The organism is Streptomyces sp. NPDC005931 (assembly GCF_042871235.1).
In the GTDB taxonomy this organism is placed as follows: domain Bacteria; phylum Actinomycetota; class Actinomycetes; order Streptomycetales; family Streptomycetaceae; genus Streptomyces.
In genome coordinates, this window is sequence record NZ_JBIAIG010000016.1 from 96,846 (window position 1) to 123,427 (window position 26,582).

Below are 26,582 nucleotides of genomic sequence, written 5' to 3' on the forward strand. Positions count from 1 at the left end.
GCTACGCCCCGCTGGCCAAGGAGAGTCACCGAGGCGTTCACTGAGCGGTGTCGAAGACCAGGCCGCTGGAGCCCTCGCCGCGGCCGACGCCACGCTGGGCGCTGAGCCAGACCGACACACGGCCGTTGTACCAGCGGGTGCGGTTGTAGGCGAGGGTGATGGTGGTGCCGGTGGGAGTCACCTCTTCCTCGTTGACGAAGTAGGGCTTTCCCGCGTCGATTCCCTCTCTCAGCAGACTCGTGTGGGGGCGGACCGGCCGGCCGTCGACGACACTCGGCATGGCGGCTCGCTGCAACCGGATGGACCGGTCGGAGCCGGGAACGTGGACGGGGACGAAGGGCACCCAGTTCTCCGGGACGGTGCTCATCGCCCGGTAGGCGATCGGTGCGCGAGGAACGTCCGGCGCCGGAGCGGGAACCAGGCGCAGGCGGTGGGCGAGCATCCCCGCCACGACCTCGCTGCCCCGGCGGCCCACGCCCGTGGGGAGAGGGACCGTCTTCTCCACGCCCCAGACCATGTTGGCGTTCTCGTCACGGATCAGGGCCACCTGCTCCAAGGGGGCTCCCTCGGACACCTTCGGCACGGTCGGCGGGAGGAAGACGCTCATGTCGGCGGGCACGTCGTCCGTGCCGATCGTGTCCAGGGTGAACATCGACCAGCGCTGCCAGTCCTCGTCCTGGCCGCTCCCCGCCGGGCTGATCCACTGCCGCTGCCCGAACACGTCCGTCACCGCCAGACCCCGGATCGACGCGAGCACTCCTGCCGGGAGGTCACAGGGCACCTGGTACCAGTCGTTGCTGTAGACGAGCGCGAACTCGAGGAAGATCAGTCGCGCGAGGTCGGTGCTGTCCGGCCGGACACCCGCGAAGTTGGTCCGTCCGTCCTCCAGCGCCCACCAGCGGGGCAGCGGCATCCCCGAGTAGCGGACCGGCGCCGGGAACACGGTCCGGTTGATCGGCGCGGGCGCCGGTGCCGTACCGCCGAGCGGGGCGCCCGGGTCGATGGAGAAGGCGTGCCAGTCCAGGTGACCGCCGGGGTACTCCTGTGCGGTCAGGACCTTTTCGGTGCCCGTCGGAGCGGCGGCGACGGAGAACCGGTGTTCGAGCCAGCTCGCGTCCCAGGTCCCGTCGGCACGGGGCTGGTCGAAGAGGTCGTCGAACCAGGCGACCAAGCGGACGCCGAGCGCGTCCAGTTGCAGACGGGCCGGTCCGGGAGCGGAGATGCCGTCCGAGGCCCGGCCATTCTCCGTCTTGATGTGCCGGTAGAGCGCGTACCCGTCCATACGTCGGCCGGCGAATGCCTGCAGGGTGGACCAGACGTCCGGATCGGCGGTGCGGGGCGTGTCCGCGTCCAGGCCGGGATCGGGCAGCGCGATCGGGTACTTGTCGATGTAGGCGGTGCGGTAGTTTTTCAGACCCAGTTGCGGGCCGAGCAGCTTCATCCAGCGCCGTCCGATGGCCAGGCGCAGGTCGAACGAGACCGGATCCGGGCCGAACGCGAACGGCAGGTTGCGCCGCTCGGCCACGGTCTCTAGCGGTCGGTCGCCGGGGAGGGGCTCGACCGCACCGGCTCCCGGGCGGAACCGGGACGGTACGGAGGTGGCCACGGAGTAGGTGGCGGTGACGGGTGAACCGCCGTCGGTGCCCCGGAACTCTCCGAGCTGCCACTGGCGGGTGAGCAGCCACAGGGCGTCGCGGACCTCCGCACGCAGCGCACGGTCGAACGAGGTGGTGCGCGGGCGCCCCTCCAGGCGGTTCCAGAGTCCGACGGCGGGGAACGACCGCCGGTCGAGTGCCTCGGGGAGGTTCTTGATACGGGACGGCTCAGGCATCGGCTTTCCCCCGCAGGTTGGCGGTCGCGAGATCGGTGCTGATGGTGATCGGCTGCCGGGTCGCCGACATGACGGTGGCGGGCAGGAGATGGGCGTAGGGGGTGGTGTCCAGGTGTGCGGGCTCGACGGCACGGGTCTTGGCCAGGTCGAGGGTTTCGCCGACGGCGTGGAGCAGGTCGTCCCCGTTCCACTGGCCCGTTCGCCGCGGCGGGGTGACCAGGAGCATGGTCTGCGGGGGTTCGGCGTCCGGTCCGTCGTAGTGGAACGCGATGCCGGTCGTCTCCTGCCGGGCGGGGACGACTTCCGTCCATTCGTCGAGCAGGAGCCCGCAGTGCCTGTTGACACCGAGCATCGGCTCCGGTGCGTAGTGCGCCGTGAAGAGCACCCGGTCCTCCTTGATCTCGGTGCCCGTCGCGAACTCCATGCCCAGCCAGTGGTCGTTGTCGCGGTAGGGCAACTGCACGGGCACCAGCTCCGGCTCCTGCCATCCGGGCAGGTCGCCGAGCACGCCGCCCGGGCCGCGCAGGGCGTCGGCGACGAGGACAGCCTGTTCCCACAGCCGTGGCTGCTCGCGCACGCGTGCGATGCCGTGCACCCAGTCGTCGACCGGGAAGTCGCGGTGGGCGTCCTGAACGAGGTGGCTCAGGAGCCGGCCGCTGTCCAGACGCGCCTTCTTCCAGTCCGTGTGCAGTGGGTCGGGTGCGGCGAACTCGGGCACGACGAGGAAGTCGCTGCCGAGCATGGCCTGCAGCGCGTCGGTCGCGGCGCGCACCCGGTCGGGTGCGGTCAGTGCCTGGTCGTAGGCCGCCAGGGCCTTTTCGGCGACGGTGAGTCTGCCGGTCACGTCGCTGTGCAGCGCGCGGGCGCGTTCCAACAGGTCGCGCCCGAAGTTGACGATCCGGTCATAGAACGGTTTCAGCTCCAGTCCCACCGGGTCGAAGGTGCTCAGCGGCAGCAGCGCGGCCACGTCCGTGAGCAGTGCGCTCAGAGTCTGCTTCGTCGTCTTGGCGATGTCGCGCAGGGCCTGCAGGCGGTTGTTGAAGGAGGTGCGCTCGGAGCCGACGATGGTGCGCAGTTGGGTCGGCTGGGCGGGGCGAGGGGTGGTGGGCCTGGTGGTCAGTCGCCACTCCGCCTGCTGGAGCAGCCGGAAGCGTTCGTCGTTGGTGGCCGACGGCGGCAACTGGTCGTAGGCGGCGATGAGGGCGTTCGCGGCCTGGAGAGAGGCGGCCATACGGTCGGCGGTCGCGGCGACCGCCTTCAGTACGTCGCCGAACAGGGTTCCGCGCCACAGGGCCGCTTCTCCCCAGCCGCTGCGCGGCATGCCGAACCCTCCTGCCGTGCGGGCGAGGCCGGCGTAACCGGTCAGGAAGGTGTCGATCCCGCTGACGAGGGCGGCCCGGTCGGGCTCGGCGGGCGGGTCGGGGAAGAGCGGTGCCAGCGAGGCGAGGTAGCCGGCGGTGGCCTGGCGCAGTTGGTCGAGGGCCGTGCGGACTGCTGCCGGCCGGGTGCGGTCCAGGGTGACGGACTCGTCGATGGTCCGGTCCACGGCCTGACCGCTGCCGCCCGGGACCAGGTCCGTAGGTCGCAGCGGGCGTGCCCCGGTCAGGAGGGTACGCACCGCGTTGACGAGGGGTGACACCTCGAAGAACGTCACCTTTCCGGCGACGCGCTTGGTGTGGCGGATGGTCAGCCGGGCGTCGGGTCTGGGTTTGTCCTTGGCCACGACGAAGGCGATGATCCGGTCGTCGAGGTCGGTGAGAGCCGCGTCGTCCGACGGCCGCACCCCCCACAGCATGTCCAGGGGCTGCAGTTCCAGATCGGACTGGGTGACCACCCGGCTTCGTGGTGCCGCGGTGACCGGGTCGCGCCATTCCACGGTGGTGGCCACGTTCGCCTGGGCCGGCAGCAGGGTGGGCAACCAGGCGTTGACCGCCGGTTCCCCCTGGGCTCGTGGCCCGCTGCCGTGGAACAGGCCCGAGCCGTGATCGGGGCCCAGGCCGGGGGTCAGCATCACCCCCAGCCGGTGGGTGAGCGTGACGCCGCTGCGCGGGGTGCGGACCACGGCCGGGTCGGGTGGGAAGCCCTCCTTGGCGTACGCGTCGAGCGTTGCCGCTGCCCGTTCGGGATTGCCCCGCAGGGTCTGGTGAGCAGCCTCGGCGACGGCGAGGTCGGCCAGCGCGTCGTGGAGGGCGAGCAACTGCTGGACTTCGGCGTTCATGGCCTGCTGCTCGGCCTGGGTCGCCTCGGGCAGGCCGCTGGCTCCGAAGGGGTACTCCGGGTGGGCGGGTTCCCGTGTCGCCCGGCGGACGAGGGCCAGTCCGTCGATGACGTTGCGCGCCTCGACGAGCTCCAGCGGGGTGCCCGGTGCGGGTTCGGAGAGCTTTCCGGACCTCAGCGGGAACGCCCCGCGCAGTGCGGGCAGGAATCTGTCGAGTTCCAGCCCGGGGTGCCCCTCGTGCAGGCCCCGCTCGAAGCGGTAGCCCAGCAGTGCGCCGAGCGACTGTCCCTGCCGGAGTCCGTCCAGCAGGGTCAGCGCGGTGCGAACGCGGTCGGAGCTCAGGTTGACGGCGAAGCAGTCGGGCTTGTCGGCCGATCCGTTGGCGAGGTACCCGGCCCGCAGTACGGCTGCGGTGGTGGCCTGGGCCGGGGAGGGGGCGTGGATGTAGCCGCCGTTGCCCGGGTCCTGCACCAGCGGCTGGGAGCCGCTCGGATTGAACTGCGCGCCGAGACTGCCCGTCAGATGGACGGGGGCGAAGGACTGGTTGCCCCGCCTGACGTCCTCCAGCCATCCGTAGGCGCCGAGGTGCAGCCCGCGGCGCGCCGGGGAGGTGCCGTCGGCGCCGTAGCGCAGCTCGGCCAGGCGTTCGTTGACCAGACCGAGCCGCCAGGCGTCCAATCGGTAGGTCGCGCAGTCCAGGTGCTCCGCCAGTACGCGTTCGAGCCGGGCGGTGGGCACGTCGGCGAGGACCTTGAGGGCGTCGACCTGCTCGGCCAGCGGCCGTGCCTCGGGAGCGGTGGCCAGCACCTGTGGAATGTGGTCGACGACGAGCCGAGACGGGTCACCGGTGATGTCGGGGTCCGGCGAGTACAGCTTCCGGTAGCGGCTTTCGCTGGGCGGCGGGTGCTCGCCTGTGCGGATGTGGATGAACAGGGGGTCCTCTGCCGTGAGTGACGCGTCCGCCGGAGCCAGCCTGCGCGCGGTTTCCTCCCAGCCCAGCAGCACCGCGTGACGAAGCAGCAGGTACAGCACGGTCGCCGGGGGCCGGTCGTCGATGAAGCCGGTCTCCAGGCGCACGGTCTCCAGGTCGGTGGCGGCGTTGTCGGCGAGCCATCGCAGGTAGTTGCGCCCGTCGGGGACGTACGCCCTGACTCCGCTGCTCTCCGACAGCGGCTGGTCGTCGACGAGGGGGCCGAGCAGCGGGTACTGTTCCTCGGCGAACAGACGCCGGATGATGGCCGGGTCGGCGGCCGGCCACCCGGCCGGGCCGAGCCTGTGCAGGAGGTCCCGGATGGGCTGCGGCATGTGCAGGTCGTCCAGCTTGGGCAGTACCTGGGTGGCGTCGCCCCTGAAGACCTCGCGGTTGTAGATGTCCTCGACGCTCTGTGCGTAGCGCTGGTGGTACTCGGCCGATGTCGGGTGCAGGGCCAGGATGTCCAGCAGCAGTTGGTGCGGGTCGACTGCCGGGGCTCCGGGCTCGGCGTGCTTGCCGAGGTACGGCACCTGGCCGACGGCCTTCTTCCAGTCGTCGGCGGCTGCCGCGAGCAGCGCGCCCAGTGTCCGTCGGTGGGTGGTGGTCTCGGGCCAGGTGAGCCGGGAGAAGGTCGTCGTCGGCAGGATGCCGTACGGCTGCCGTCCGATCTTGACCGCGGGAATCGGTCCGCGTCCGGAGACGTACCGGACGAAGAAGTCCCGTGTGTCACGCGCCACTTGGGCGGGGACGGCCGGGTGCATCATGGTCTGCAGGTAGGAACCCCACGTGGCGGGCCACAGGGCGATGTTCGCGGCTCTGGCCTCGCGTTGGTCGGTGCCGTCGGCGTTGGCCACCCCGGTCATCACCGCGGGGTCGATGCCGAGGAGTTCGGCGAACCACTGGCCGTCCGTCGTGGCCTTCCAGTCGTCGACCGCCGACGTTTCCGCCGGCTGGGACGCGGTCGCGGAGCGCAGAACCGCGGCGGACTCCTCGCGCGCGTCTTGCCCCGCGGGTGTCTCTTCGCTGTTGTTGGTCGCAGTGCCCTGCGGCAGCAGGCCGAAGCCGGCCGGACTGCGCAGATGGCGGGTGAGGAGGTCCGCCACATCGGTGGCGGTCTGCTCCGGTGTGCTGTTCTGCCGTACGCCGAGCACGACGAGTCTGTCGACGCCGTCGCGAAAGCTGTTGGCCAGCGGAACGCGCACCCCCATGCCGACGCCGAGCGCCTCGTTGAAGTCGGTCAGCCAGCGCAGCGCGGTGGGGACGGACAGGACCCCGGTCTGCTCGTTGATCGTCGGCTTGTCGGCGCTGACGGGGTCGGGGCCGACGTCCAGCGTGGCCGGCACCTGCGCGCCCGTGACGGAGAAGACCTGAGTGGTGCCGACATACCCGGTCACGGTGAACCGGTCGGGAAGCAGTCTGGCCCTGGGTGTCCGGGTCCATGAGCGTGGCGACACCTCGCTCGCGGCGGGTGGGGGCAGCACAAGGAACGCCACCACGACGCTGTCCCCGGCCGTCAGGGTCCCGCTGTCGAACCCGACCGGTCGGTTGCTTCGGATGGAGGCCGCGCGGGTGGCTCCCACTGCCGCGTTCAGGGCCGCATCGGCTGCGGCGATCTTCGCCCGGTCACCGTGCGCCCGCCAGACGGCGGTCCAGTACGTGACGGTGGGCTGTCGGTCGTCCGCCGCCACGCGTTGCGAGGTGCGCACCACAAGGACGGTAGTGCCGGGCTGCACCCCGGTGGGCTGCTCCGCACGGTTGGCGGGGCGGCGGCTCTTCAGCAGCCAGCTCGCCCGCCCAGCCGACACCCTCCTGGTGAGTTCCTCCCACGCGGACTGTTCGGCGCGCGCGTTGCCGCCGGCCCGCCACAGCGCGATCCAGTAGGCGTCGACCGCGTCGATCTCCGCCTGGGTGGGAAGCGGTTCGAACGCCTCGACCGACCACGCGTCGGGGAAGATCCGCACGAGCAGTTCGTCGGCGGTGAAGCGGGTCTCGATGCGCACCGGTCCCAGCAGGACCGGGAAGTCGTCGCTGAGCGGCAGTGCCGCGGTGGTGTCGAACGAGGTCAAGGCAGCATCTCCTGTGCGTGCACGGCCATCAGCACCGGTGCCTGGAAGAGGATGTAGGCGATGTCGGCGGAGCTCAGGTCCGCGTGCCACAAGGGGAGCGACAGGTCCTCGATGTGCTGGTCGTGCTTCTCGGCGTCCTCCACCGGCTGGTCGAATTCACGCAGGACGACAGGCGTGGTGTCTGGGTCGAGCTTGACGAATCCGTTGGTGCCGGGGTCGATGTCCGGCCAGGAGAGGTCGTTCCACACCTCGACCCGGGGAGGGGACGCGTCGGGTGCGACGTCCGCGCCGAAGCGGGGCTCCCCCGGCCGTTCCTTGATGACGAAGAACCAGCCCGCGCTGCCTGCCGGTTGCTCCCCCTTGGCCTCCTTGGAGGTGAGGTCGAAACCGAGCAGGTAGATGTCCGGCTCGACCTTCGCCTCGTACAGCGGCAGCCGGATCTCGTCGTGCGCGGGATGCGCCTCGTCGACGAGCTCTACGGGTACGCGTTCCTTGCTCGGGTCGGGCTGCCCGGCGGTGAGCTCCCAGCGGGCACGGTGGGCGTAGATGGCCGCGTTGGGATACTTTTTCAGCAGCTCGCCACGGATGACCAGCACCAGTTCGTTCTCCTCGACGCCCGTGTCCCGGTGGTCGTGCTCGCCGAGTTTCGAGTCCTTCGTCCACGTGGCGATGGGAGGGATGTCGTACAGTCGCTCCCGCCGCTCCGCGGCGCTCTCGCCCTGCAGGGCGGGCACTGAGCGGACGTCCCAGAACTGACGGAACGGAGTCCCGCGCTGGTCGGTGGGGTACTCCCGCCACAGCAGTTCGCAGGCCATCTCGTGGTTGAGTCCGACCAGGTAGGCCTCGATGAACTCCTGGTCCGTCTCCAGCAGACTGATCGAGTTGGGCGGGACCCGGTTGAGGTTCGGCATGAACAGATCCACCGACTGGTCGAGCAGCGCCTGGTACATGGGCATGTCCAGCACGGGATAGGCCATGGCTTCGAGGAACTGCTCTGCGAAGGGCGCCAGTCGTTCGGGCAGCCGCACGGAACTGAGCAGGCTGCGGGGGACGGTGTCGTCAGGGCGCAGTCCGGTCAGTGTGGCCGCCGTGGTGCCGAGCACCCTCAAGGGAGGGCGTCCGTCGGCCCGGCCGCCCAGTCGGGCGTCCGCGAACGCCTCGTACATCTCGTGCAGAGCCTTCTTGAAGGACCGGGCCTCGACGCTGTCCTCCCCGCCCGGGGTGGGGACGAAGGAGTCGCCGGGGAGCGTCAGCACGAAGTCGTGACTGGTGGGCAGGTCGTCCACCGGGTCGCTCACGGTGGGGGCGGCGGCCGGTGTGGGGTGCAGCACCTGGTCGAGCCGGGTGGGCGTGACCACGGCGGCCGGCCGTGCCTTGGCCGGTGCGGCCGTGACACCGCCCGAGTCCGCGTCAATCCTCGCAACCAGAGCATGCGGTGGTTGTTCGTCGCTGAAGGGCAGCGAACGCATGATCCGTGAACCGGGCCGCATCATGCGGCGCATCGGCGCGGACAGGGGTGCGGTGGCGACCCGGCTCTCGGACACGTGGAAGCCGACGGCCACCTGCTGCGCCGGGTCCGCCGACCGTTCGCTCGCCGTCGCCGCCTGCTCCGCGGTGGTGACGACCCGGGAATGGGCCGGCGCGGTCAGGGTGAGGGCCCGCCCGGAGGCGCCGGTCTGCGCCCGGGTGGTGACCGGTGGCTGAAGGTGCTTGTCGTGCAGCACGGTGCCGACTTCGCGGGCCAGTTGCGCGGCACGGATGCGCGCGTTGGCGGCCAGTACGTCGCCGACCTGGGCCCAGGCGGCCGCCATGAACTCCTCCTGCCGCTTCTGCACCACCTGGGCACCCAGGCCCGCCGCCACCCGGAACCTGGGGTCGAGGTTGAGCCGGTGCACCCAGTTGCGCTGGTGGGCGACCGGGCTGCCGTCCCGCTCGGTCAGCAGGCGCGAGGCCGGTGCGTGCCAGCGTCCGTACAGGGGCGGGGCGATGACCGGGTCGGCCGCGCCCACGTCCGCCGGTGCGGGCGCGGTGACCAGGGAGCTGTGGGCGGCGGCAGGGGTCTGGGTGAGGTAGTCGTCGGCCAGGTTGATCAGACCGGCCAGGGCCTGCTGGAACGGGTGCGGATAGTGGTACCCGAGCCGCTGGAGGTCGTCCCAGTTGTCGTGGTCGTCGCTCGGACGGTTTGGCTGCCTCAGGGCGCCGCCGAGTTTGAGGACTCCCCCGAGCTCCACGGGCATCGTGATGCCGGGCAGTCCGGGGCCCGCCGACCGGTGCACGTCCAGATCGCGGCGGCCGACACTGGGATCGAGCTCGGCGACGGGGTCGAGGAGGCGGACCAGGTACTCGAAGTCGCCCGCGCTGCCGGTGGAGAAGAACCAGCGGTGGTAGTACGGCAACTGCCCCACGGCCTGCTGGCCGGTGTAGGTCTCTCCCCAACTGGGGTGGAGGGCACTCGGCGCGGCGGCGGGATCGAGGCCGAGGCCTGCGAGTCGTCCCGTCTCGAAGGCGGGCACGAGGAAGGCGTGATAGGCGGTGTTCGCGTCCAGTCGACGGGGACACAGCAGCCGGGCGCACGCCCGGTCCGCGTTGGTCCTGAGCACCTGCCCGAGCGCGGGCAGCACGCCGGCCATGTTGTCGGACACGACCGGCGTGTCCAGGGCTCCGTTGACGTGCACGTGTGCCCAGGCACCGAGCTGCCCTGCCGGAGGCAGCGCGCTCGCCTTGTTCACGGAGATGTACGGCAGTGGCCGGTTGGCGGCCTTGCCCTCGTCGAATTCGGCACCGTCGGTGGTGTGCGGGTCCTGCCCCGCGGCGAGCACGATCAGTGCCAGCCAGGGCCGCAGCCTGCGGGTAGTGGCATCCGGTGCGGCGGGGCTGTACCGCCAGGGGAAGTCCTCGTCCTGGAACTCGATGTGGGCGAGGTAGTTGGGCTCCACGTTGGTGATCCAGTGCCGCGGCTCCGTGCGGGAGACGGCCCGGGGGTCGATCCCGATGACGTCGCCGGGACCGTAGATCTGCACCGTGCGTTGCACGTCACGGCTGAGCGGTCCCGCGGCGCCGCCGTCCGCCGCGGTGACCCGGAGCGTGACCGGAACGCTGGCCCGCGCGGCGGTCCCCGGGTCGCCGGTGATCCGGGTGGCGATGCCGGATCGCAGCCAGGGCAGGAACGTGTAGGCGCTGTCCGTCATGAAGTGACCGCCGCGTCCACGTCGAATACCTCCGACGTGGCCGTGAGATCCTGCACGTCGGGTCTGGCCGCAGCCAGTCCGGAGCGGACGACGCCCCCGGCGACCAGGACCAGTTTGTCCGACAGGGGTGCGGCGGCGAACGCGAACCGGCCGGTGGACAACCCCGACACGGTGCTCCAACTGCGGGTGGTGAAGTCGAAGACGGCGGCGCTCGCATAACCGACGTCGTCTCCGGCGCCGTCGCTACCTCCCACGACGAGCACGCGCGTCGTGCCCAGGGGGACGGCACGGTGCAGGGCGCGGCCGCCGGGCATGTCCGGCGCGGCGGTCCACCTCCCGGTGTCCTGCAGGTACAGCTCCGCCCCCGCCCGGCTGAACGGGTCGAACGTGCCGTCGCCCGGGCCGCCCGGCGCTCGTCCGCCGGTGACGAGCACGGCGCCTCCTGAGGAGAGCGCCGTGGCCTGGTGTCCGCTGCGGGGCGCGAGGAGGGCACCGGTCGGGCTCCAGGTGCCGGCGTTGGGGTCGAAGAGTTCGCAGTACGCCAGTGCCGTGTCCTCGTCCCGGGCCGTGGGCAGGGTGCCGCCGACGACCAGCACCCGGCCGTTGGCCAGGACGAGCGCGGGGTGACCGTTGCGGGCGTCGGTCATGGGCGCCGTTTCCGTCCACGTGCCGGTGTGCGGGTCGAACAGCTCGGCGGAGTGCAGGGCCTTGACGGACTGGGCGGAGCGCATCGTGGTGCCGCCCGCGACGAGGACCTTGTCGCCCACCAGGACGGCGCAGTGCCCCCAGCGGGCGGTGCGCATGCTCCCGGTGCTGGTCCAGGTGCCGGTTTCAGGGTCGTAGATCTCCGCCGCGGCCAGGCCGGGAGCGGGGAACTGCGCGGTTCCGCTGATGCCACCGGCGACGAGGACCTTGCCGTCGGCCAGTCTGGTCGCGGTGAACAGTCTTCGGGACGTCTGCAAACTGCCCTTGACGGTCCACGTCTTGGTGGCGTGGTCGTACACCGCGGCACGTGTCAGGGCCGCGGCCGACCCGTCGGCGCCCCCTATGACGAGCACCTTCGTGCCGGACAGCACGACCGCGTTGTCGTGCTGTCCGTACCATCCGGCGGCTGCGGGCATGTTGCCGGTGGCTGTCCATTTCCCGGTCGCCGCCACGGTGGCACTGGTCATGGGCGCGGACCCTTCGTCGTCGCTGTGTGCGTGTCGGTGCGTTCATGGGGTGAAGATCTCGGCGGTCTCGGTGAGGACGTCCTGCTCCCCGGGCGCCGCCACGCCGCTCCTGACGCGGCCGCCGGCGGTCAGGACCCGTCCGTCGGAGAGCACCAGGGCGGTGAAGTCCCAGCGGCCGGTGACGAGTGCGCCGGCCGGCGACCAGGTGTCCGCGGCGGGGTCGTAGGCGATCGTGCTGCGGTACCCCGTGTGGTAGCCGGGTCCGCCCGTGCCGCCGAGGATGAGCACCTTGCCGGTGGGGAGCAGGACCGCCCGGTGTCGGCTGCGTCCGCCGGGCATCGCGGCGGCGGGGATCCACTGGCCGGTGGCCGGGTCGTAGAGTTCCGCGGTGGCCAGGCTGCCGGCGCGGTATCTGCCAGCCAAACGGCCGGTGGGGGCGTCGCCGCCGGTGACCAGCACGCGGCCGTCGGGCAGCAGTGTCGCCTGGTGTCCGACGCGCGCCGAGCCGAGGCTGCCCGTGGGCGTCCAGGTGCCGGTGGTGGGGTCGTACAGCTCGCAGTAGGTGAGAGCGGCGGATCCGCGGCCGGTGGTGGCGGCGCCCCCGACGACCAGGACGCGACCGTTTCTCAGCAGCACCGCCTGGTGCCCGGTGCGGGCGTCCGTCATCGGCTTGGCGTCGGTCCAGGTGCGGGCGGCGGGATCGAACAGCTCCGCGGACGCCAGGGCGACGGGTACCTCCCCGCGCGTGCCGGTGCCGCCGGTGACGAGGACACGCTTGGACGACAGGGCCGTGACGGCATGGCCGTACCGGGGCGTGCTCATGCCCTCGGGGAGCGTGGTCCAGGTCCCGGCGACGGGGTCGTAGGTTTCGGCCGACTTCAGCACGCCGCCGCCGGCGCCGAGTCCCCCGACGGCCAGGACGCCTCCGCTGCCGAGGGTGACCAGGCCGTGCCGGTGGCGGGCCGTGCGCAGCCGGTCCGCCTGGGTCCACGCGCCGGTGACCGGGTCGAACAGCACGCTCTCGGTCCGCGCTCCCGCGGTCGCGTCCGTGCCGCCGGCGAGCAGGGCCTGGCCCGGCTGCACCAGCACGGCCGTGTCCATGGCCGAGTCGGCCGCGAAGGCCGCCGGGGCGCCGGCCACGGCGGTCCAGCCGCCGGGGGTGGCCGGGGTGCCGACCATCTCCGACTCGGGGATGACGTGCATCGTGTCCTGCCGGCGCCGGTCGGCGCTCTCCCACGCGGCGAGCGCGTCGGCCGCAGCGGCGCGGCTGCGGAAGCCGGCCGGCCCACCGGCGGGCGTGGGCGTGATACCTCCCGGTGGGAACGCCCTTTGGTTGTTGCGCCGGTGCGCCACGACGAAGCGCGTTCCCGTCACCTGAAGGGTGTCGTCGGCGTACGGCTGACGCAGTGCCGCCTCGTGCCGGGACAGGGACGTCCGGCTCGTGCTGCTGCCGCTGAGGAGCTGCTGGAACACAGCGGGGCTGACCGTGCACAGCCGCTTGGCCGACGGTGGCGCGGGCGAGTCCGGGATGCGCACGAGGCCTTCGGCCCGCAGGGCGGCGGGGCGTCGCTTGCTGTCGACGACGATCATCTCGTAGCGGGCACTGCGCCGTACGGCACGCGCGGAGGCGAGGGTTCCCTGGAGCGGGGCCAGTTCCAGTCCTGCGTCCTGGTCCTCGTACGCCGGAGCGGTCAGTTTCGCCGCGTCGTCCATGTCCTGGAACTGCGCCATGGCAAACCGGTCGGTGGTGAGCGAGGCCTGGGACAGGCCGCTGTCCGGCGCTGGTGCGACACCGAAGCGGTGTCCGGCGAGCGGCCGTTGGGCGCCCACCCGGTCCACCCGCACATGCAGCGGGATCACGCGCTGGCGGATGAACAGCGTGCCGAGGGGGTGCAGGACCAGCCCGTCGGCGGCGGTCAGCGTGCGCAGGTTGACCAATGCCTGGGTGCCGCCGGTGGGCAGCTCCGTACGCCATCCCTCCACCTTGCCGATCTCGTCGGCGAGCAGTGCCAGGACGTCGACGGGAGGCAGTGTGGGGTTGGTGCTGTCACCCCAGGTCAGGTCGAAGTCGGCGGAGATGTCGAAGAAGAGCAGCGAGATCGAGCCGCGGCCGTGAGCCCGCCACGGTGCGGGGCCCTCGAGCTGGAAGCGCAGGTGGATGCCGAACAGGCCGACACCGAAGGCCTTCAGGGTGAGGTCGGCCGCGATGTCGATGGTGAAGGCGAACGGGGAGAACCGGAACAGGGCGTCGAAGGCCAGATGTCCCTGCAGGCCGAAGTCGTCAAATCCGAGGACGAGTTCGGCCTGGGCGCCGAACTGCACGGTGTTGCTGGTGACCGCGAAGTAGCCGGAGACCCGGATGAGGGCGAAGGGCTGGTGGATGATGTCGACGGAGATGCGGGGCGGGATGGGAAAGGGCAGCGGGGGCGGGCGGAACGACGGGTGGAATCCGCCGACGGACAGGACGAGGTCTCCCCCGCCCCAGTCGACGAGCAGGCCCATCCCGCCCTCAATGGTCATCAGGAGGATCCGCGACTCGAACAACTGGGCGTAGAACCACAGTCGCTGTTTGTCGAACTCGACCGCGCCGACGAAGTTGACCTGGAGGACCATCAGGGGCAGGTCCGCCGCGGGCAGGATGCAGCGCAGGACGCCGACGATCGCGATGTTTCCGGGTACCTCGACGATGACACCGACGGAGACGCTGATCAGAGTGGGGGTTCCCCATCCGATCTTCGCCATCGGGCCGACCAGGAACGTGCCCTGCCGAGGGGGGAAGAAGGCGCGCAGGTCGCTGAGGATGCGGGGCGCGTTGGCCACCACGTCCTTGGGGAACATCACGGATTCGATGGCGCCGGTGCGGACGCCTTCTGTCAGGGCGGCCAGATTCATCGCGCGGTGCAGGCCGAGCAGACCGCCGACCGTGAGCAGGGTGAACCCGTATCCCAGTTGCAGTCCGATTCCACCGAACTCGGCCGTCAGCACCACGAGCAGCGAGAAGCCGGGAGTGCCGTCGGGCATGCGGGTCGAGATGAGTCCGATCGCCTTGACGTCGATGAATCCGGCGAGCCGCAGGGACAGGGCACCGGCGTACTCGCCGCGGGCGGGGTCATGGCTCAGGAATCCGCCGCCGCTGACGAAGGCGAGGTCGAGCGAGAGGCCGACACCTCGGGGCGGCCGGAAGCCCGGCCGGATGTCGACCGGTCCTAGGTTGCCCTTTCCGAGTGGGGCGAGGACGAGGGGGATTTCGGTGCCCAGGCCCTGGACGGCGGCCGTGACGGGGCCAAGCGCCGCCTTCACGTCGCTGGTTAGGCCGAGGATGAACGTGCTGTCCTTGATGCCCACGCTGAGGGTGAGCGCCGTGAGGTCCACGGCGCCCAGCCCGACGTGGGAGGCCAGTTGCACCTCCAGGCCGCCACTGCCCTCGAAGCGCAGGCCGTCGGCCACCGAGAACCGGGCGCCCAGCTCGAAGGTGCTTTCGATGCGCACGTCCTTCAGCAGGGTCGCGAGAAAGCCGTCGCTGTCGCTGCCCAGGGTGAGGAGGACGGCTCCGCGTTGGAGTTGGAGGCCGAGACCGACGTCCAGGCCGCCGTCCGGCCGCGTCCGCAGCCGCACGGTGGAGTCCACCTGCTCGACCGTCACCTTGCTGCCGCCGGGGAGCGACAACAGCAGCACCGGGTCCCCGGCTTCGCGGCGGTAGCTGTGCACGACCTCCGCCGTCGCGGAAACGGTCGTACCCTGCGGCGGCTCGACGGTGGACGCGCCGGGTCGCAGGACGACGGCAGTTCCGGCCGGCACGTCTCCGTCCAGCCGCAGGGTGAGGGACCAGGACTTGTCGGACCGCTCCTGCGTGCCCTTGGTCAGGCCCTGGGACAGGGTGACAGCGAAGCCGTGCGGCGTGACGTCGTTGCGGGGGACGAGGGCGGCGAAGACCAGGTCGAGGGTGGGGGGCGTAGTTGTGGTGTCGAGGAGAGCGGGCAGCCCGGCGTGAGCGGCCAGCCGGTCCAGGACGGTGAGGATCTTCGAGCCGTCGAATCCCGGTGTGCCCCAGTCGTACAGCGTGGCGAGCTGCGCCAGTGGCGACTTTAGCCAGCCCCCGATCCGCTGGAACTGGAACGTGTTCTCGGTGAAGAACGGCTTCTGCGGATCGAACAGGCCGGTGTTGTGGTCCGTGCGCGCCAGGACGCCGAGGAACTCGAGGAGTTCGTTGACGCCCTGGTTGCCCTCCAGGTGCTTGACGAGCAGCAGGTTGAACACCCGCTCCGGCAGGTTCGGCAGGATCTGGCCGGCGCCGGGCAGGTTGAGGCCCGTCAGAGCCGTCTTGAGTCCGTCGAACCCGGAGACGATCGTGGTGATCTGGCCGCCGACCTGTCCGATCTGTCGCACGACGGCGTCCCACTGCTCCGCGGCGACGGCCGACCGCAGCCCGTCGAGCAGCTCGACGAGGAATCCGACGGCGCCGGTGGTGGTGCTTAGCGTGGGGGCGAGGGAAGCGGCCTGCGCGTCGGTCAGCGGCAGGCCGATCTCGGCGAGGAAGTCCTGGGCCCCTTTCTGGCTCAGGCCGCAGAGCGGGGACAGCAGCGTGCCGAGCTGGCCCACCAGGGCCTCCAGCGTGCCGTGCCGGCCCGTCATGACGGGCTTCCCGGACGGGCGAGCGCCCCGGGCACGTCCTGTAGGGTGTCCACCGTCAGCAGTGCCTCGGTCAGCAGCCGCCCGTAGCGTTCCAGGTCCCGGCGCAGCGGTGGCCCGGTGTGCCGGATGAGCAACGGCAGCATGACGCCAACCAGTTGGGCCCGGCCCACACCGTTGATGCTGTGGGGAACAGGATGTCCTGGGCGCTCGGCGCTCGTCACGCAGTGGTGGTGGAAACCGGGCCCCTGGAGGGCGTGCCAGGCCGAGGTCACCTCGCGCACCGAGGACAGCAGCCGTCGTACCTCGGATCGGTGTTGCTGGATCTTGCCCAGCAGCAGCCGGCCGAGCACGCTGGTCCGAAGTTGGCGTCGTAGTTCCTCCGCGGTGCGCCGCCGGGCCACTTCGGCGGCCGAGGCCGGGCCGCGCAGAAGGACGGGGGACGCAGTACCGGCGCTGGGGACGGTGCCGGACCAACCCTGCTCGGCGGCCGGGATGGTCACCTGGAGGTGGTCGAGGATCTTGCCGATGGGAGTGGCGACGCCGAGGTTGCGGATGCTGGAGAACTCCAAGGCGCTGCGGTCGAGCTTGATGTATTCGCTGATCGGGCCGGCGCGGATGATCATGGCAATGACGAGGTTCTCGTGGTTGATCACGAAGCTGCCCGAGTCACCGCCCTCGAAGGTCAGCTCCTCGCCGTTGCGGTAGCTGTCGCTCAACGACTGGCCGGGAATCGGGCTCGGCCTCGGAAGGATCATGAACTGGTTCACGCTCGCCTTCATGCCGCGCCCGTGGTCACTGTCGTCGGAGTTCCCGACTTTCATAATGAGTCGATCGGGGTCGCCGACGTCCGGCTCGGCCAGTGTGTTGCTGAGCATCGTTCCGAACCTCAGGGTGCCGTTGACCGCGTTGTAGACCCGCACGTACTGCTCACGGCTCGGCAGGGTGCCCAACGGGGGCCCCTTGACGATGCCCAGCCCGTCGGTGACGGCTCCCTTGATCGGGATGGTGGTCGTCGAGCCTCCGAGGTCGACCTGCCAGGCATTGTGAAACCTGACACCCGGGTCGAGTCGCGCCGTCGCGCAGTCGACCTCGCTGGCGTGACCGTTCACCGCGGTTCCCATGACTCGGACCTTCGCTGGAATCCAGTTGAAACCGCCGGTCCAGGTGCCGGCGTGGTAACCGCCCACCCATTCGTCGAGCTCTGTGGGCTGCGCCTTGACGTTCCGGTCGTACACCGGCCTGCCGATGCGGACACCGTTGAAACAGCAACTGCTGTAATGCGGGGTGTAGACGGCGAGATCGTCGATGATCTTGAAACCTGGAAACAGGACGTGGGAGCAGGTCACCAGCACGGGGTTGCCGTTGCGGTCGCGTGCGAAGCCACCGATGGAACCCGGCTTCTTCCCGTGATTGGTCTCGATGCTGGCGCCGGCCATGACGAAGGGAGCGTCCGCCGTCTGCCGACTGGCCGGGGCGGTCACGACGTGGGTCGGCAGCCCGAGCAACCGCACCGGCACGGCGTGACCTACGGCATCGCGGTCGTCGCGCACATAGACGCGCCACACCAGCGAGGTGCTGTCCGTGGGCGTTACGCCGAGACCCACGTCCCGGACGCCGGGCAGTGCGCGCAGGAGTTCTCGCGCCCGGGGCAGCAACTGCCGCCACTCGGCCGTCGTGGCGGGCGCGGACGTCATACGGACTCCTCCCGGCGCTGGGACTCCTGCGCGCCCACGCGTTCGAACACGCCGAAGGGAACGACGCCGAGACGGTGCAGCAAGGGTTCGGCCGGACAGGCGACGCCGTCACCGGCCGCAGTGGCTCCCCACAGCAGGCCCACGATGTGCCCTTGCTCGTCCAGCAGAGGGGCTCCCGAGTCGCCCGGCGCCGAGAACGCCCGGTCCGGATCTTGGGAGGCGACCAGAAGCTGACCGGGTGCCGTCCACGTGTGCCCCTCGATGAAGGGCCGGTCGGGGTAGGCGACATCGAGCAGCGTGCCCTGCGTCAGGCCCGTAGCCGGACCCCTCTTGTGCACCGGGGCTCCGGGTTCCGCCTGCGCCACTTCCCTGGGCCAGGCGCCCGTGAGAGCCTCGCGCAGCCACGCGGGACGGTCCGCGGCGTCGTCCAGTTCGATGAGCGCGCCGTCGACGAAACACGTTTCCCCGGCGAACTTCACGAGCCCCAGGTGCCCCCGCCGGCCGCGCCCGAGACGGGTCGGCACGCCCGGGTCGCCGGGGTCGGCCGTGGGGGGCAAGGCCCACACGGCGTCACCTTCCTGCGCTCCGGCTCCGAAGACCACGTGATGGCTGGAGAGGAGGTACGAAACTCCCCCGGGGTCACGGACCAGGGCGCCGACGACGCCAGGCACACCACGGGCGTTCACGATCCGCAGGGCCGCCGGGGCTGCCCGGCCCGCCAGCCGCAGCGCGTCGAGGAGCGACGTGGTCCGCTCGGCGAGGTCGAGGACCTGTTCCTGGTGTGCGGCGATGTCGGCGCGCAGTGACGCGCTGCCCTCGGCCAGGAGCACGTCCCGCATCGCACGCAGCGCCTGCGCCGGGCTGACGCCGTCGATCGCGGCGGGCAGCGGCCACCGTGGCTGGTCCGCGGCGTGCAGGGCGGCGTTGACGAAGGCGGGACCCTTGCAGCGGTGCCAGGTCACCATAACCCGGCGGTTGTGGTGGACGAGGTGACGGACCTCGTGCAGGTGGTGGCGGACCAGTGTTCCCAGCCGGGCGCCGAGCTCGCCGTCCTCCACGGCTGCCCAGGCGGTACGGACGGCCGACCAGTCCACGGGCCGTGCACGTGTGAGGGGCATTCCCGGTACAGCGACCGGCCGGCCCGCGGAGCTCAGCGAGGGCGGGAGCAGTTCCACCTTCAGGTGCCGGAACACCGGGTCGATGAACAGGCCGTGCGACCGGCCGAGCAGGATCTGCACCGGCGCCGACTGCCCCACAACGAAGACATCCTTGACGACGCCGCTGGTCAGAAGGCCGACGACTTTGTGGTCGCCGTCGACGATGGGTGCACCCGAGTCGCCGGGCTGGGAGAACAGGGCTCCCCTGACCACGAGGGTGGGCTGGGTGGAGGACCCGCCGACCGTGACGGTCAGGCCCGAGCCGCTGAACTCCGCTGCGATGTCGGACGGGGTGACGCTGGGGTCGTCGGTCCGATAGCGCCCCATGTCGAGCTTGTACTCCTCGACCGGTGGTGTGCCCGTGGGCGCCACCGCCTCGACCTCGAACAGCCATGCCGTCTGCCCGGGGACCACCTGACCGTTGACCACTTCCTTGATCGGCACCTTCCGCAGACCGGCGATCGTGCCCTTGGTGAGGCCGGTCTTTGCGCCGTATTTGGTGACCGGGATCCGGCGCGCCGCGGGCAGGTCGCCTTCGGTCGGTGTGGCGCTGGACAGCGACCACTCGGAGATGAGGTCCCGGACAGCCGGGATCTTCCCGATCTTGGGTACCTCGTTCCACGCCTTGGTGTTGCCGCTCAGCTCGACGAGCGCGGCATCCACGGCGAAGTCGATCTGGCCGATCCTGACCTTGTTCTGGATGGCCTTGTCCACGAGTTGGGGCAGCGTGTCGCGTACGACGTTGCCGACGGGGTTGCTGCATTCGGCGCCGCAGCATGTGCTCAACTCGGGCGAATACACCTGGTTGGCATCCGTCGCCGTACTGTCCAGCGGCGCCGCGCCGAGGACGTGGCCGCAGGTGAGGACGTAGCGGCCCTGTGCCCCGGTCTTCCGGACGATCAGCCCGGCGGAACCGGTGCCGAAATTGCCCACCTTGCCCCGCGTCACCTGCTCACCCGCCTGGACGCTGGGTGAGCTGGAATGCGGTACGACGCGTTCGCGAATCTGGCCGTCCAGGGCACGGCCACGGTGACTCATCGTGAGACCGAAGCCGGATCGTCCAGCCTGCCGGTGTACCTATGCCCGGCCGCGCCCATGGGATCACCCTGCCCTACAACGTGATGAGTCGATCACACCCAGTAATCACCATTGCATAGATTGTCGCGGCAGCGCACAAGCCTCCAACTGGGTGAGCCGCTGTTCAGCGCTCTCCCGCGGCAGAAGTGGAAATGCCATTCCTGCGGCGAGGGCGTCCACGGCCGGCGCGCGTCTACACACGGCCTGCGTCAAGGTCAGGTCCTGGCACCTGCCCAACCGCCAGCACTGAGTGATCACCCGCCGCAGCATCAGCAGGCCCCGAGGGGATCTCTTACTACATCGCCTACTGCCGCCATACCACCTTGGACGGGCTGATCCGCATCGCGGGCGGCCACTGGGCGAACGAGCAGTGCTTCCAGAGCGCGAAGTAGGAGTGCGGCCTGGACGACTACCAGGTCCGTCGCTACCCCGGCTGGCAGCCCCACATGACATTGACCATGGCCGCACGCGCCTGTCTGGCTGCCCTGCACACCCGCCCGCTGGAGACCGAGACCGCAGAAATGGATCCTCCCAGCTCATCCACCTCGGCCTCGCCGGGATCCGCAGTTGATCACCGCCTCACCGACCTCCGACCCGCACCCGTCGATCAGATTCTGCGCTGGTCGCACTGGCGACTACGGCAACACCAGGCCCTCCTCAGCCACTATGAACGACGCGGACACAGCCCTTGAAATGGTCAGTAATCAGCTACGCCAATGCTGGCACCACTCAGAGGTGGAGCTGAGGATCCCGTTCGAGTCATCGAATAGACGGTTGCTGGGACGGCAGTCGTCGCCAAAAGTCAGTCGTGCTGGTAGCTTCGTCGGCCAAGCGGCAACACATGGGAACTGTCTGCAGAACCTGTGGGCGCCGCGGTGGCGGACGGTACGGGCACCGATCGCTGCCAGGGCCTCCCGCAGCCACACCGCGGGATCGCACCCGGCCCGCGGTACGGGGGCGCCCAACGCGATCAGCCGGGCCTCGACGTACTGGTGGCCCTGCTCTTGGCGGCGGACCTTCTGTGCGGCCCGGTCGGAAGCACGCGAGTTCGCGAATTCTTGGACGTGCTCGCGCTGGGACCCGCGCGCCGATAGAGACTCTGGGCGGGCATTGCGTGCGGGTTCACAGGCCTGGTGGGCGGGCTCACGGTGAATGACGCTGTCGACCACGCCACGGTCATCGTGAACGGCGGCTGCCGAGGAACCGGCCTGGTCACCGCACAGCCAAGGTGGCGTCGACCGTTCCGCCTTGGGGCCTGGTCTGCGCGGTAAGCCCGTGGAGGAAGCGTCGTATCCGAGGTGCAAAATCCACAGCCAGCAGTGGTTTGTTGGAGCGGGCAGTAAAGATCAAGAGGTCTGCCACTTCCGAGTGTGTTGATCAGTTCCTGAAGTGTTGTGGGCGGGGGCTTCGTCGACCATGCCCGCCAGTAGCGTTGACCAGGGCGTGGCTGAGTAGTTCGATCAGCCAGGCGATCCGGCTCAAAGGAGCCGGGGTGAGTGCTGCCAGGATCCACCGGGACGCCGCAGGGCTGACTTTGCTCACGCCCCATCACGTCGATGATCCGATTGGCGGCACCCTGGTCGGTCGCAGCCGAGCCGGGCAGCCGCGGATGTAGGTTGACTCCCTTGGGCCCGCAGCTGCTGGTCCGGAACGCCAGTCTGATCATCGACTTGTCGCAGGGATGCTGGTTGCCTCCCCCGTGCAGGGGCTGGGTGACCGCGGCTGTCCGGGCGGGGTGGTGCCGGTCGGCGAGACCTGCCACTTGGTTCGGCCCATCGATGCAGTTGGCGCTCTCTGGCGGTGGTGCCGTACAAGTCGGAACGGGAACTGTGTGGACGTGCTCAGGAGGCCGTCCTCTATTCGTGTACCGGTCACGCATTTTGTCTCGACTTTTTCGTACGCGACCGCATTTTGCTTTACCTCACGCTCCGCGCGGCGAAGTTGCCAGAATCTTCTTCACTAGTCACTGAAAGGGGTGGCATGCGCACCGGTGAACGGGGACGTGGCAGCTATTGGCTAACCGTACGTGCGGGGACGGCCGTGGTCCTTCTCGCCGGGGTGTACGTAGTGCCGTGCGTGCTTGTGCTCGCCCTGACCGCCGGAGCCGTGCTGATCTCCACCGAGGGTGTCAACATCGCCACTGTGAAGCTCGCGGCTCTGGCACTCGCTCTGGCCGCAGGGACGGTGGCTGCGGTGGCGCGTAGCGTCGTCGGCCGCAGCGGACCGGAGCGTGGCATCCTCGTGACCGAGGCCGAGGCTTCGATTCTGTGGGACCACGTGGCGCGCATAGCCGCCGCGGTAGGCGCGCGGCGGCCGCACGAGATCCGCGTGACGGCCGAATCCAACGCGTACGTTGTGGAGCAGCCAAGACTGCTGGGCCTGGTCCGCGGCAGGCGTTCCTTGTGCGTGGGGGCACCGCTCCTCACGGCCCTGCCTCCACGGAACCTCACCGCCGTCCTGGGGCACGAACTGGCTCATTTCTCTCACCTGGACACGCGGCTGGCAGTGATCACGTACGGCGGGCGGGACCTGCTGGCCCGGGTTGTTGATTCTGTCCCCCCGGGAGCACCGCATCGGCTGGTCCTTCAGGGATATCTCCACCTGTACTCGCTAGTCTCCTCCTCGGTGCTGCGGCGCCAGGAGTTCCTGGCCGACCGCTGCGCGGCGCGGGTCACCGACCCTGATACTGCGGCCGCCGCCATTGAGGAGGTACACACGGTCGCGGCCGACTGGCAGCGCTTCGTCGGCGAGAACATCAACCCGGCGCGCACCGGATGCGCGCCGGCAGGAATCCTGTCAGCTTTCGGCCGGTTCCGGGCTGCGGGCGGCTCGGGCTGTGCTGCCCGGCGCCCCGTGCGCCAGCCTGGGGCGTGGGACACGCACCCGCCACTGGCCGAAAGGATCGAGGCACTTCTGTCCGATGCTGCACCTGCCGACGCCACCGGAGTGGAAGTCCCGCAGCCGCGGGTTGCCCGGTCTTGGGACCTGGTGCCAGGTCTTGAGCACTCCAGTCGGCTGGACGATCTGGTGCTGCCTGCCCCAGGTTTCGCACGTGAGCCATTCGACAAACACGTGACCGCTGTCGCTGTCGGACGCCGCCAGGACAGCGCTGACGCCCTCTACCGGGCTGCTGCCGAGATCCATGGCAGCCCCGTGGCTGGTCTGTCGTGCGTCTGGGAGCTGATTGCCGCCGGTAACGGTGGCCGACTTGCCGAGCTGCTGCTGCGCGACCGCATCCGTCCCGGAGCAGTCGCTGGCACGACCGGCAGCATGGAAAGACTTGGGCAGGCACTCCAGGACGCCGTCGTGCTTGCTGCGGTTGCCTCCGGCGCCGCCTGCTGGAGGCCGGACCCAGTACAGGGAGCGCTGCCGGACAGAGCACTTCCCGATGTCCTTCCCGTCGTCACGGGAGGCCGGGCGGCCCCCCTGCTCGTGCGCTCGGTTCGGGACCAGCTGCGGGCTTTGGGAGTTGACGAACGGCATGGACGTCCCTCACCGCGCTCTGACACCGGGGCCGACGACGCGGGCGAACTGATTGGTGCTCTCGCGGTGCGCCTCAATGGCCAGCCGTACGACGTGCTGGTGCGCACCTCGGGCCTGTACCTCCTCCCGGCGAATCCGCACGACATGGCCTGGGACACGTTCGGCCACAGACTCGCAGCCCGGCTGGAGACCGCCGTGCACGGCCCGCCCGAGCCCGGCCTGTTCATCGCGTTCCGCCAAATCGCCTCTGCGCGTCCCCTGCAGCCCGCCGAGGCGGGCACTGACCTCTTTCTGAAGGACGGCACCTGGCTGCGGATGGAGGAGTTCGGGTGGCGCAGACGTCGACGTCGGCATCAGGCCGACCCGGTAGAAGCGCTGCACCGCGGAGCCGAGGCACGAGCAGTAGTCGGTGCCGTCGTCGAGAAGATTCCGAGGAAACCGACCCCGGCGGCCCGGCTACTCGGAGGGCGCCAGGCGGTCCGAGTTACCGCGACGCACCGCGCGCTGGCAGCCATCGACCTCAACCGTGGTGGTGCGCGGCGTAATAGCGTTGCCGCCTTGGTCGTATGGAACCTTGTGCCCGCGATCCCGGTCGTGGCGATCATGGCCCGCGCCGACAGCGACGAGATGATGCCGTTCCTTCCGTTGTTCCTGGGCTTCTTCCTGGTGATTGCTCTGCTGCAGCGGGCTGCGGCACGCCGGCTCACGGCGCCTCCTCGCCCGGACGGGCGCCGGACGGAGAGGCGGGCCGCACATCTGGCTGCCCAACCGGCCGGGCCCAGCCCTCTGCGGTGGGCGGCCCAGGGGGTTCTCGTCGGTGCGTGCTGTGCACCAGTGGGCGTCTACTTCGCCGTCCGGGCCGTCATTGCGGCACGCCGGAACGGGCAGCGCCCGACAGCTGGCGTCGTCGTCCTCGTCCTCCAGTGCGCCATGCTCGTCGCGGGTTTCGCCATTCTGCCCTGAACAACTGGAAGAAATCCGGAGAGGGCGGTAAACGAACCGGCGACCGGCCTCTCGTAAGGGGTGTACGGCCGTCCGTGCGGACGGCCCCCGCAGAAAGGCCGAACGCGGAATGACCGAACACCTCTGGCTCGACCTGGTTGTCACCGTGGCACAGATCCTGTTACTCCTCGCGCAAACGGTCACCCAGTGGTGGGCCCTGCGTGAACAGGCTCGCCGCAGCCGCACGCTCAACCCTTGTGAGACGGGACTGGACGACTGATGACGATGCAGACGCCTGATCAGGACCCCGGCGAGTGGGCGGATCGGATTCAGGACCTGTACCGCGAGCACCGCGAGCACCTCCTGCGCTTCGCCGGAAGACAGCTGGCGAAGCACGGACACCCGGCGTCGGCCGCCGACGCGGAGGACATCGTCCAGCAGACTTTCGTCGCGGCCCTGACGACCTGGCCCACGATGACCGAGCACCTCGGCAACCCGCTGGGGTGGCTCCACACAGTAGTGCAGCAAAAATGTCAGGACCTGCCCGCCCATGTCCGCCGTTCCACGCCCGTCGACCACGCCGGGTTGGAGCCCGCGTCGGGCCTGCCACGCTGGACATCCACCTCGGCCCTCTCCGATCCCCAGTGGGCGGCGGAGGCCGGCGCCGTGATGGGCGAGATTCTGCGCCTGCCCGACACACAGCGGGACGCGGTGCTGCTCAGGATCGTCGCCGACTGGAGCTACTCAAGCATCGCAACTGCCATGGACATGAAGCCCAGCACCGCACGGGTGCACGTGTTCCGCGGACGCCGCGTCGTCTCAGAGCGGCAGAACGGGGCCGGACTAGGCGTCTTCGCAGATCGCACCGCACACCCGCGGGCCGCCCTCGTGTCCCTGCTCCTGCTTGCCGCTCTGGTCGTCGGAACGCTCGCCGTGCTGGGGTCATGGTGGTGATCCTCCCGGCGTGACGTCCGCGGGCCTCGGCTGTGCTCGACCGAGGCCCGCAGGGGTCCGCCACAGGCGGGGATCTGCTTCATCAGGGCCGCGTCGGCGTAGGGGTGACTGCGGTCCAGGCCGCGCGGCAGGACGGCCAGGCCGGCCGGCCCGGCCAGCCCGGCTGCCTGGTGAGCGGCGGCGTCCACACCGAAGGCGAGCTTGGCGGTGACGGTGTGCCCGGCCCCGGCGAGGGCGCGGGCAGAGTCCTGGGCGGCGCTCAGGGCCTGGGCGGTGGCGTTGCGGTTGCCGGTGGACGCCACCGTGTTGGCGGTCAGCTGCGGCAGGTGGTCACGGCCCAGCACCCACAGACCCAGCGGCCGAAGCTCGCCCAGCACCGCAAGGGCAGTGGGCCACCCCTCGTCGGAGGGGATGACGAACTGGCAGGTGAACAGGGCCCGATCCAGTTCCTGATCGGGCCGGTACCGGGCCAGGCGCCCGCTCGCATCGGCCCGCACGCGCTGCTGCCACACCTCGGCGGCGCTGTGAGCGGCGAGGTCCGCGGCGACCTGCTCGGGAGTGAAGTGGGCGGCGAGCGCGGCGAGCGCGGAGCGCTCGGACGGCATACGGACAGCAGACATGACGGTCTCCAGACATGGCGCGGCGCTGGCGGCGAACCGGCACCGAAGGGATGAGAAAAGAGGGGGAAGGGGTGGGGCGTCGGCAGGCGAACCGGCGCCCCACGAGGCGGTGCGGTGAAGGAGGGTCCGGGAGGGGGCGGTACCGGCAGGCGAACCGGTGCCGACCAGGCGGCGCGGTGGAGGACGGAAGGGAGAGGGGTCAGGGGCCGGTGTTCGGGGAGACGGCGTCGGCCGGCGTGCGCGCGGCGGGGCGGTGCCATCCGGCGGCCCGCCGCTGCTCCCACCAGGCGGGCGGATGGCCCGCCTGACCGGCGGCCGGGACGCCGGCCACCGCCCCGGCCGGCTGTGCCGCTGCGGGGGCAGCGACCGAAGCGACCGAAGCGGCCGGAACGGTGGGGGAGATGGGAGCGGCGGCGGCCGGGCTGGGCAGGCTGGTCTCGGTGTAGGCGATGCGCTGGCGCAGGCTGATGCCGAGGTCGTCCACGCTCAGGTAGACGGCGTTGTCCCGGATCTCGGTGACGTCGCCCCGTGACCAGGACACTGACCCCGTCGGTGAGGGACTCGGTGGCGTGGCG

The 26,582-nt window shown here is 70.4% G+C and carries 11 protein-coding genes and 2 pseudogenes; 4 read left to right on the forward strand and 9 right to left on the reverse strand.

What is annotated here, in order from left to right; genetic code table 11:
* Positions 1-37 precede the first annotated feature (37 nt).
* The 7 genes from ACFYOV_RS28860 to ACFYOV_RS28890 are packed head-to-tail and all read right to left on the reverse strand — an operon-like array spanning position 38 to position 19,969.
* Positions 38-1,831: a hypothetical protein gene (locus ACFYOV_RS28860; protein ID WP_389092529.1), complete on the reverse strand. Its 1,794-nt coding sequence runs from the start codon at positions 1,829-1,831 to the stop codon at positions 38-40.
* Positions 1,824-7,088 carry a hypothetical protein gene (locus tag ACFYOV_RS28865; RefSeq protein ID WP_389092531.1) on the reverse strand — a complete coding sequence of 1,755 codons (5,265 nt, stop codon included), beginning with the start codon at positions 7,086-7,088 and terminating at the stop codon, positions 1,824-1,826. The genes ACFYOV_RS28860 and ACFYOV_RS28865 overlap by 8 nt, the downstream gene beginning before the upstream one ends.
* Positions 7,085-10,276, reverse strand: coding sequence for a hypothetical protein (locus ACFYOV_RS28870; protein ID WP_389092533.1), 3,192 nt, complete (start codon positions 10,274-10,276; stop codon positions 7,085-7,087). Before ACFYOV_RS28870 ends, ACFYOV_RS28865 begins: the two co-directional genes overlap by 4 nt.
* Positions 10,273-11,448, reverse strand: coding sequence for a Kelch repeat-containing protein (locus ACFYOV_RS28875; protein WP_389092535.1), 1,176 nt, complete (start codon positions 11,446-11,448; stop codon positions 10,273-10,275). The genes ACFYOV_RS28870 and ACFYOV_RS28875 overlap by 4 nt, the downstream gene beginning before the upstream one ends.
* 42 nt (positions 11,449-11,490) lie before the next feature.
* Entirely contained in the window at positions 11,491-16,080 is a 4,590-nt protein-coding gene (locus tag ACFYOV_RS28880; RefSeq protein ID WP_389092538.1) for a DUF6603 domain-containing protein, read from the reverse strand.
* Complete coding sequence (locus ACFYOV_RS28885; protein ID WP_389092540.1) at positions 16,077-17,774, reverse strand: hypothetical protein; 1,698 nt, start codon at positions 17,772-17,774, stop codon at positions 16,077-16,079. Before ACFYOV_RS28885 ends, ACFYOV_RS28880 begins: the two co-directional genes overlap by 4 nt.
* Positions 17,771-19,969, reverse strand: a complete 2,199-nt coding sequence (locus ACFYOV_RS28890) for a hypothetical protein (RefSeq protein WP_389092543.1) — start codon at positions 19,967-19,969, stop codon at positions 17,771-17,773. Before ACFYOV_RS28890 ends, ACFYOV_RS28885 begins: the two co-directional genes overlap by 4 nt.
* Before the next feature lie 159 nt (positions 19,970-20,128).
* Here ACFYOV_RS28890 and ACFYOV_RS28895 point away from each other — a divergent pair.
* From ACFYOV_RS28895 to ACFYOV_RS28910, 4 genes and pseudogenes are all read left to right on the forward strand, one after another.
* A pseudogene (locus tag ACFYOV_RS28895) lies at positions 20,129-20,571 on the forward strand (IS701 family transposase); the annotation flags it as partial.
* Between the two features lie 1,513 nt (positions 20,572-22,084).
* Complete coding sequence (locus ACFYOV_RS28900; RefSeq protein WP_389092545.1) at positions 22,085-24,454, forward strand: M48 family metalloprotease; 2,370 nt, start codon at positions 22,085-22,087, stop codon at positions 24,452-24,454.
* A gap of 109 nt (positions 24,455-24,563) precedes the next feature.
* Positions 24,564-24,713 (forward strand): hypothetical protein, encoded by a 150-nt coding sequence (locus tag ACFYOV_RS28905; protein ID WP_389092547.1) that lies wholly within the window; start codon positions 24,564-24,566, stop codon positions 24,711-24,713.
* Positions 24,713-25,387 carry an RNA polymerase sigma factor gene (locus ACFYOV_RS28910; protein WP_389092549.1) on the forward strand — a complete coding sequence of 225 codons (675 nt, stop codon included), beginning with the start codon at positions 24,713-24,715 and terminating at the stop codon, positions 25,385-25,387. Before ACFYOV_RS28905 ends, ACFYOV_RS28910 begins: the two co-directional genes overlap by 1 nt.
* Positions 25,388-25,509: 122 nt before the next feature.
* On the opposite strand, the pseudogene ACFYOV_RS28915 reads toward ACFYOV_RS28910, so the two are convergent.
* Together ACFYOV_RS28915 and ACFYOV_RS28920 are read right to left on the reverse strand one after the other, a co-directional pair.
* A pseudogene (locus tag ACFYOV_RS28915) lies at positions 25,510-26,007 on the reverse strand (DNA-processing protein DprA); the annotation flags it as partial.
* Between the two features lie 199 nt (positions 26,008-26,206).
* Positions 26,207-26,548: a hypothetical protein gene (locus tag ACFYOV_RS28920; protein WP_389092552.1), complete on the reverse strand. Its 342-nt coding sequence runs from the start codon at positions 26,546-26,548 to the stop codon at positions 26,207-26,209.
* Between the last annotated feature and the right edge of the window lie 34 nt (positions 26,549-26,582).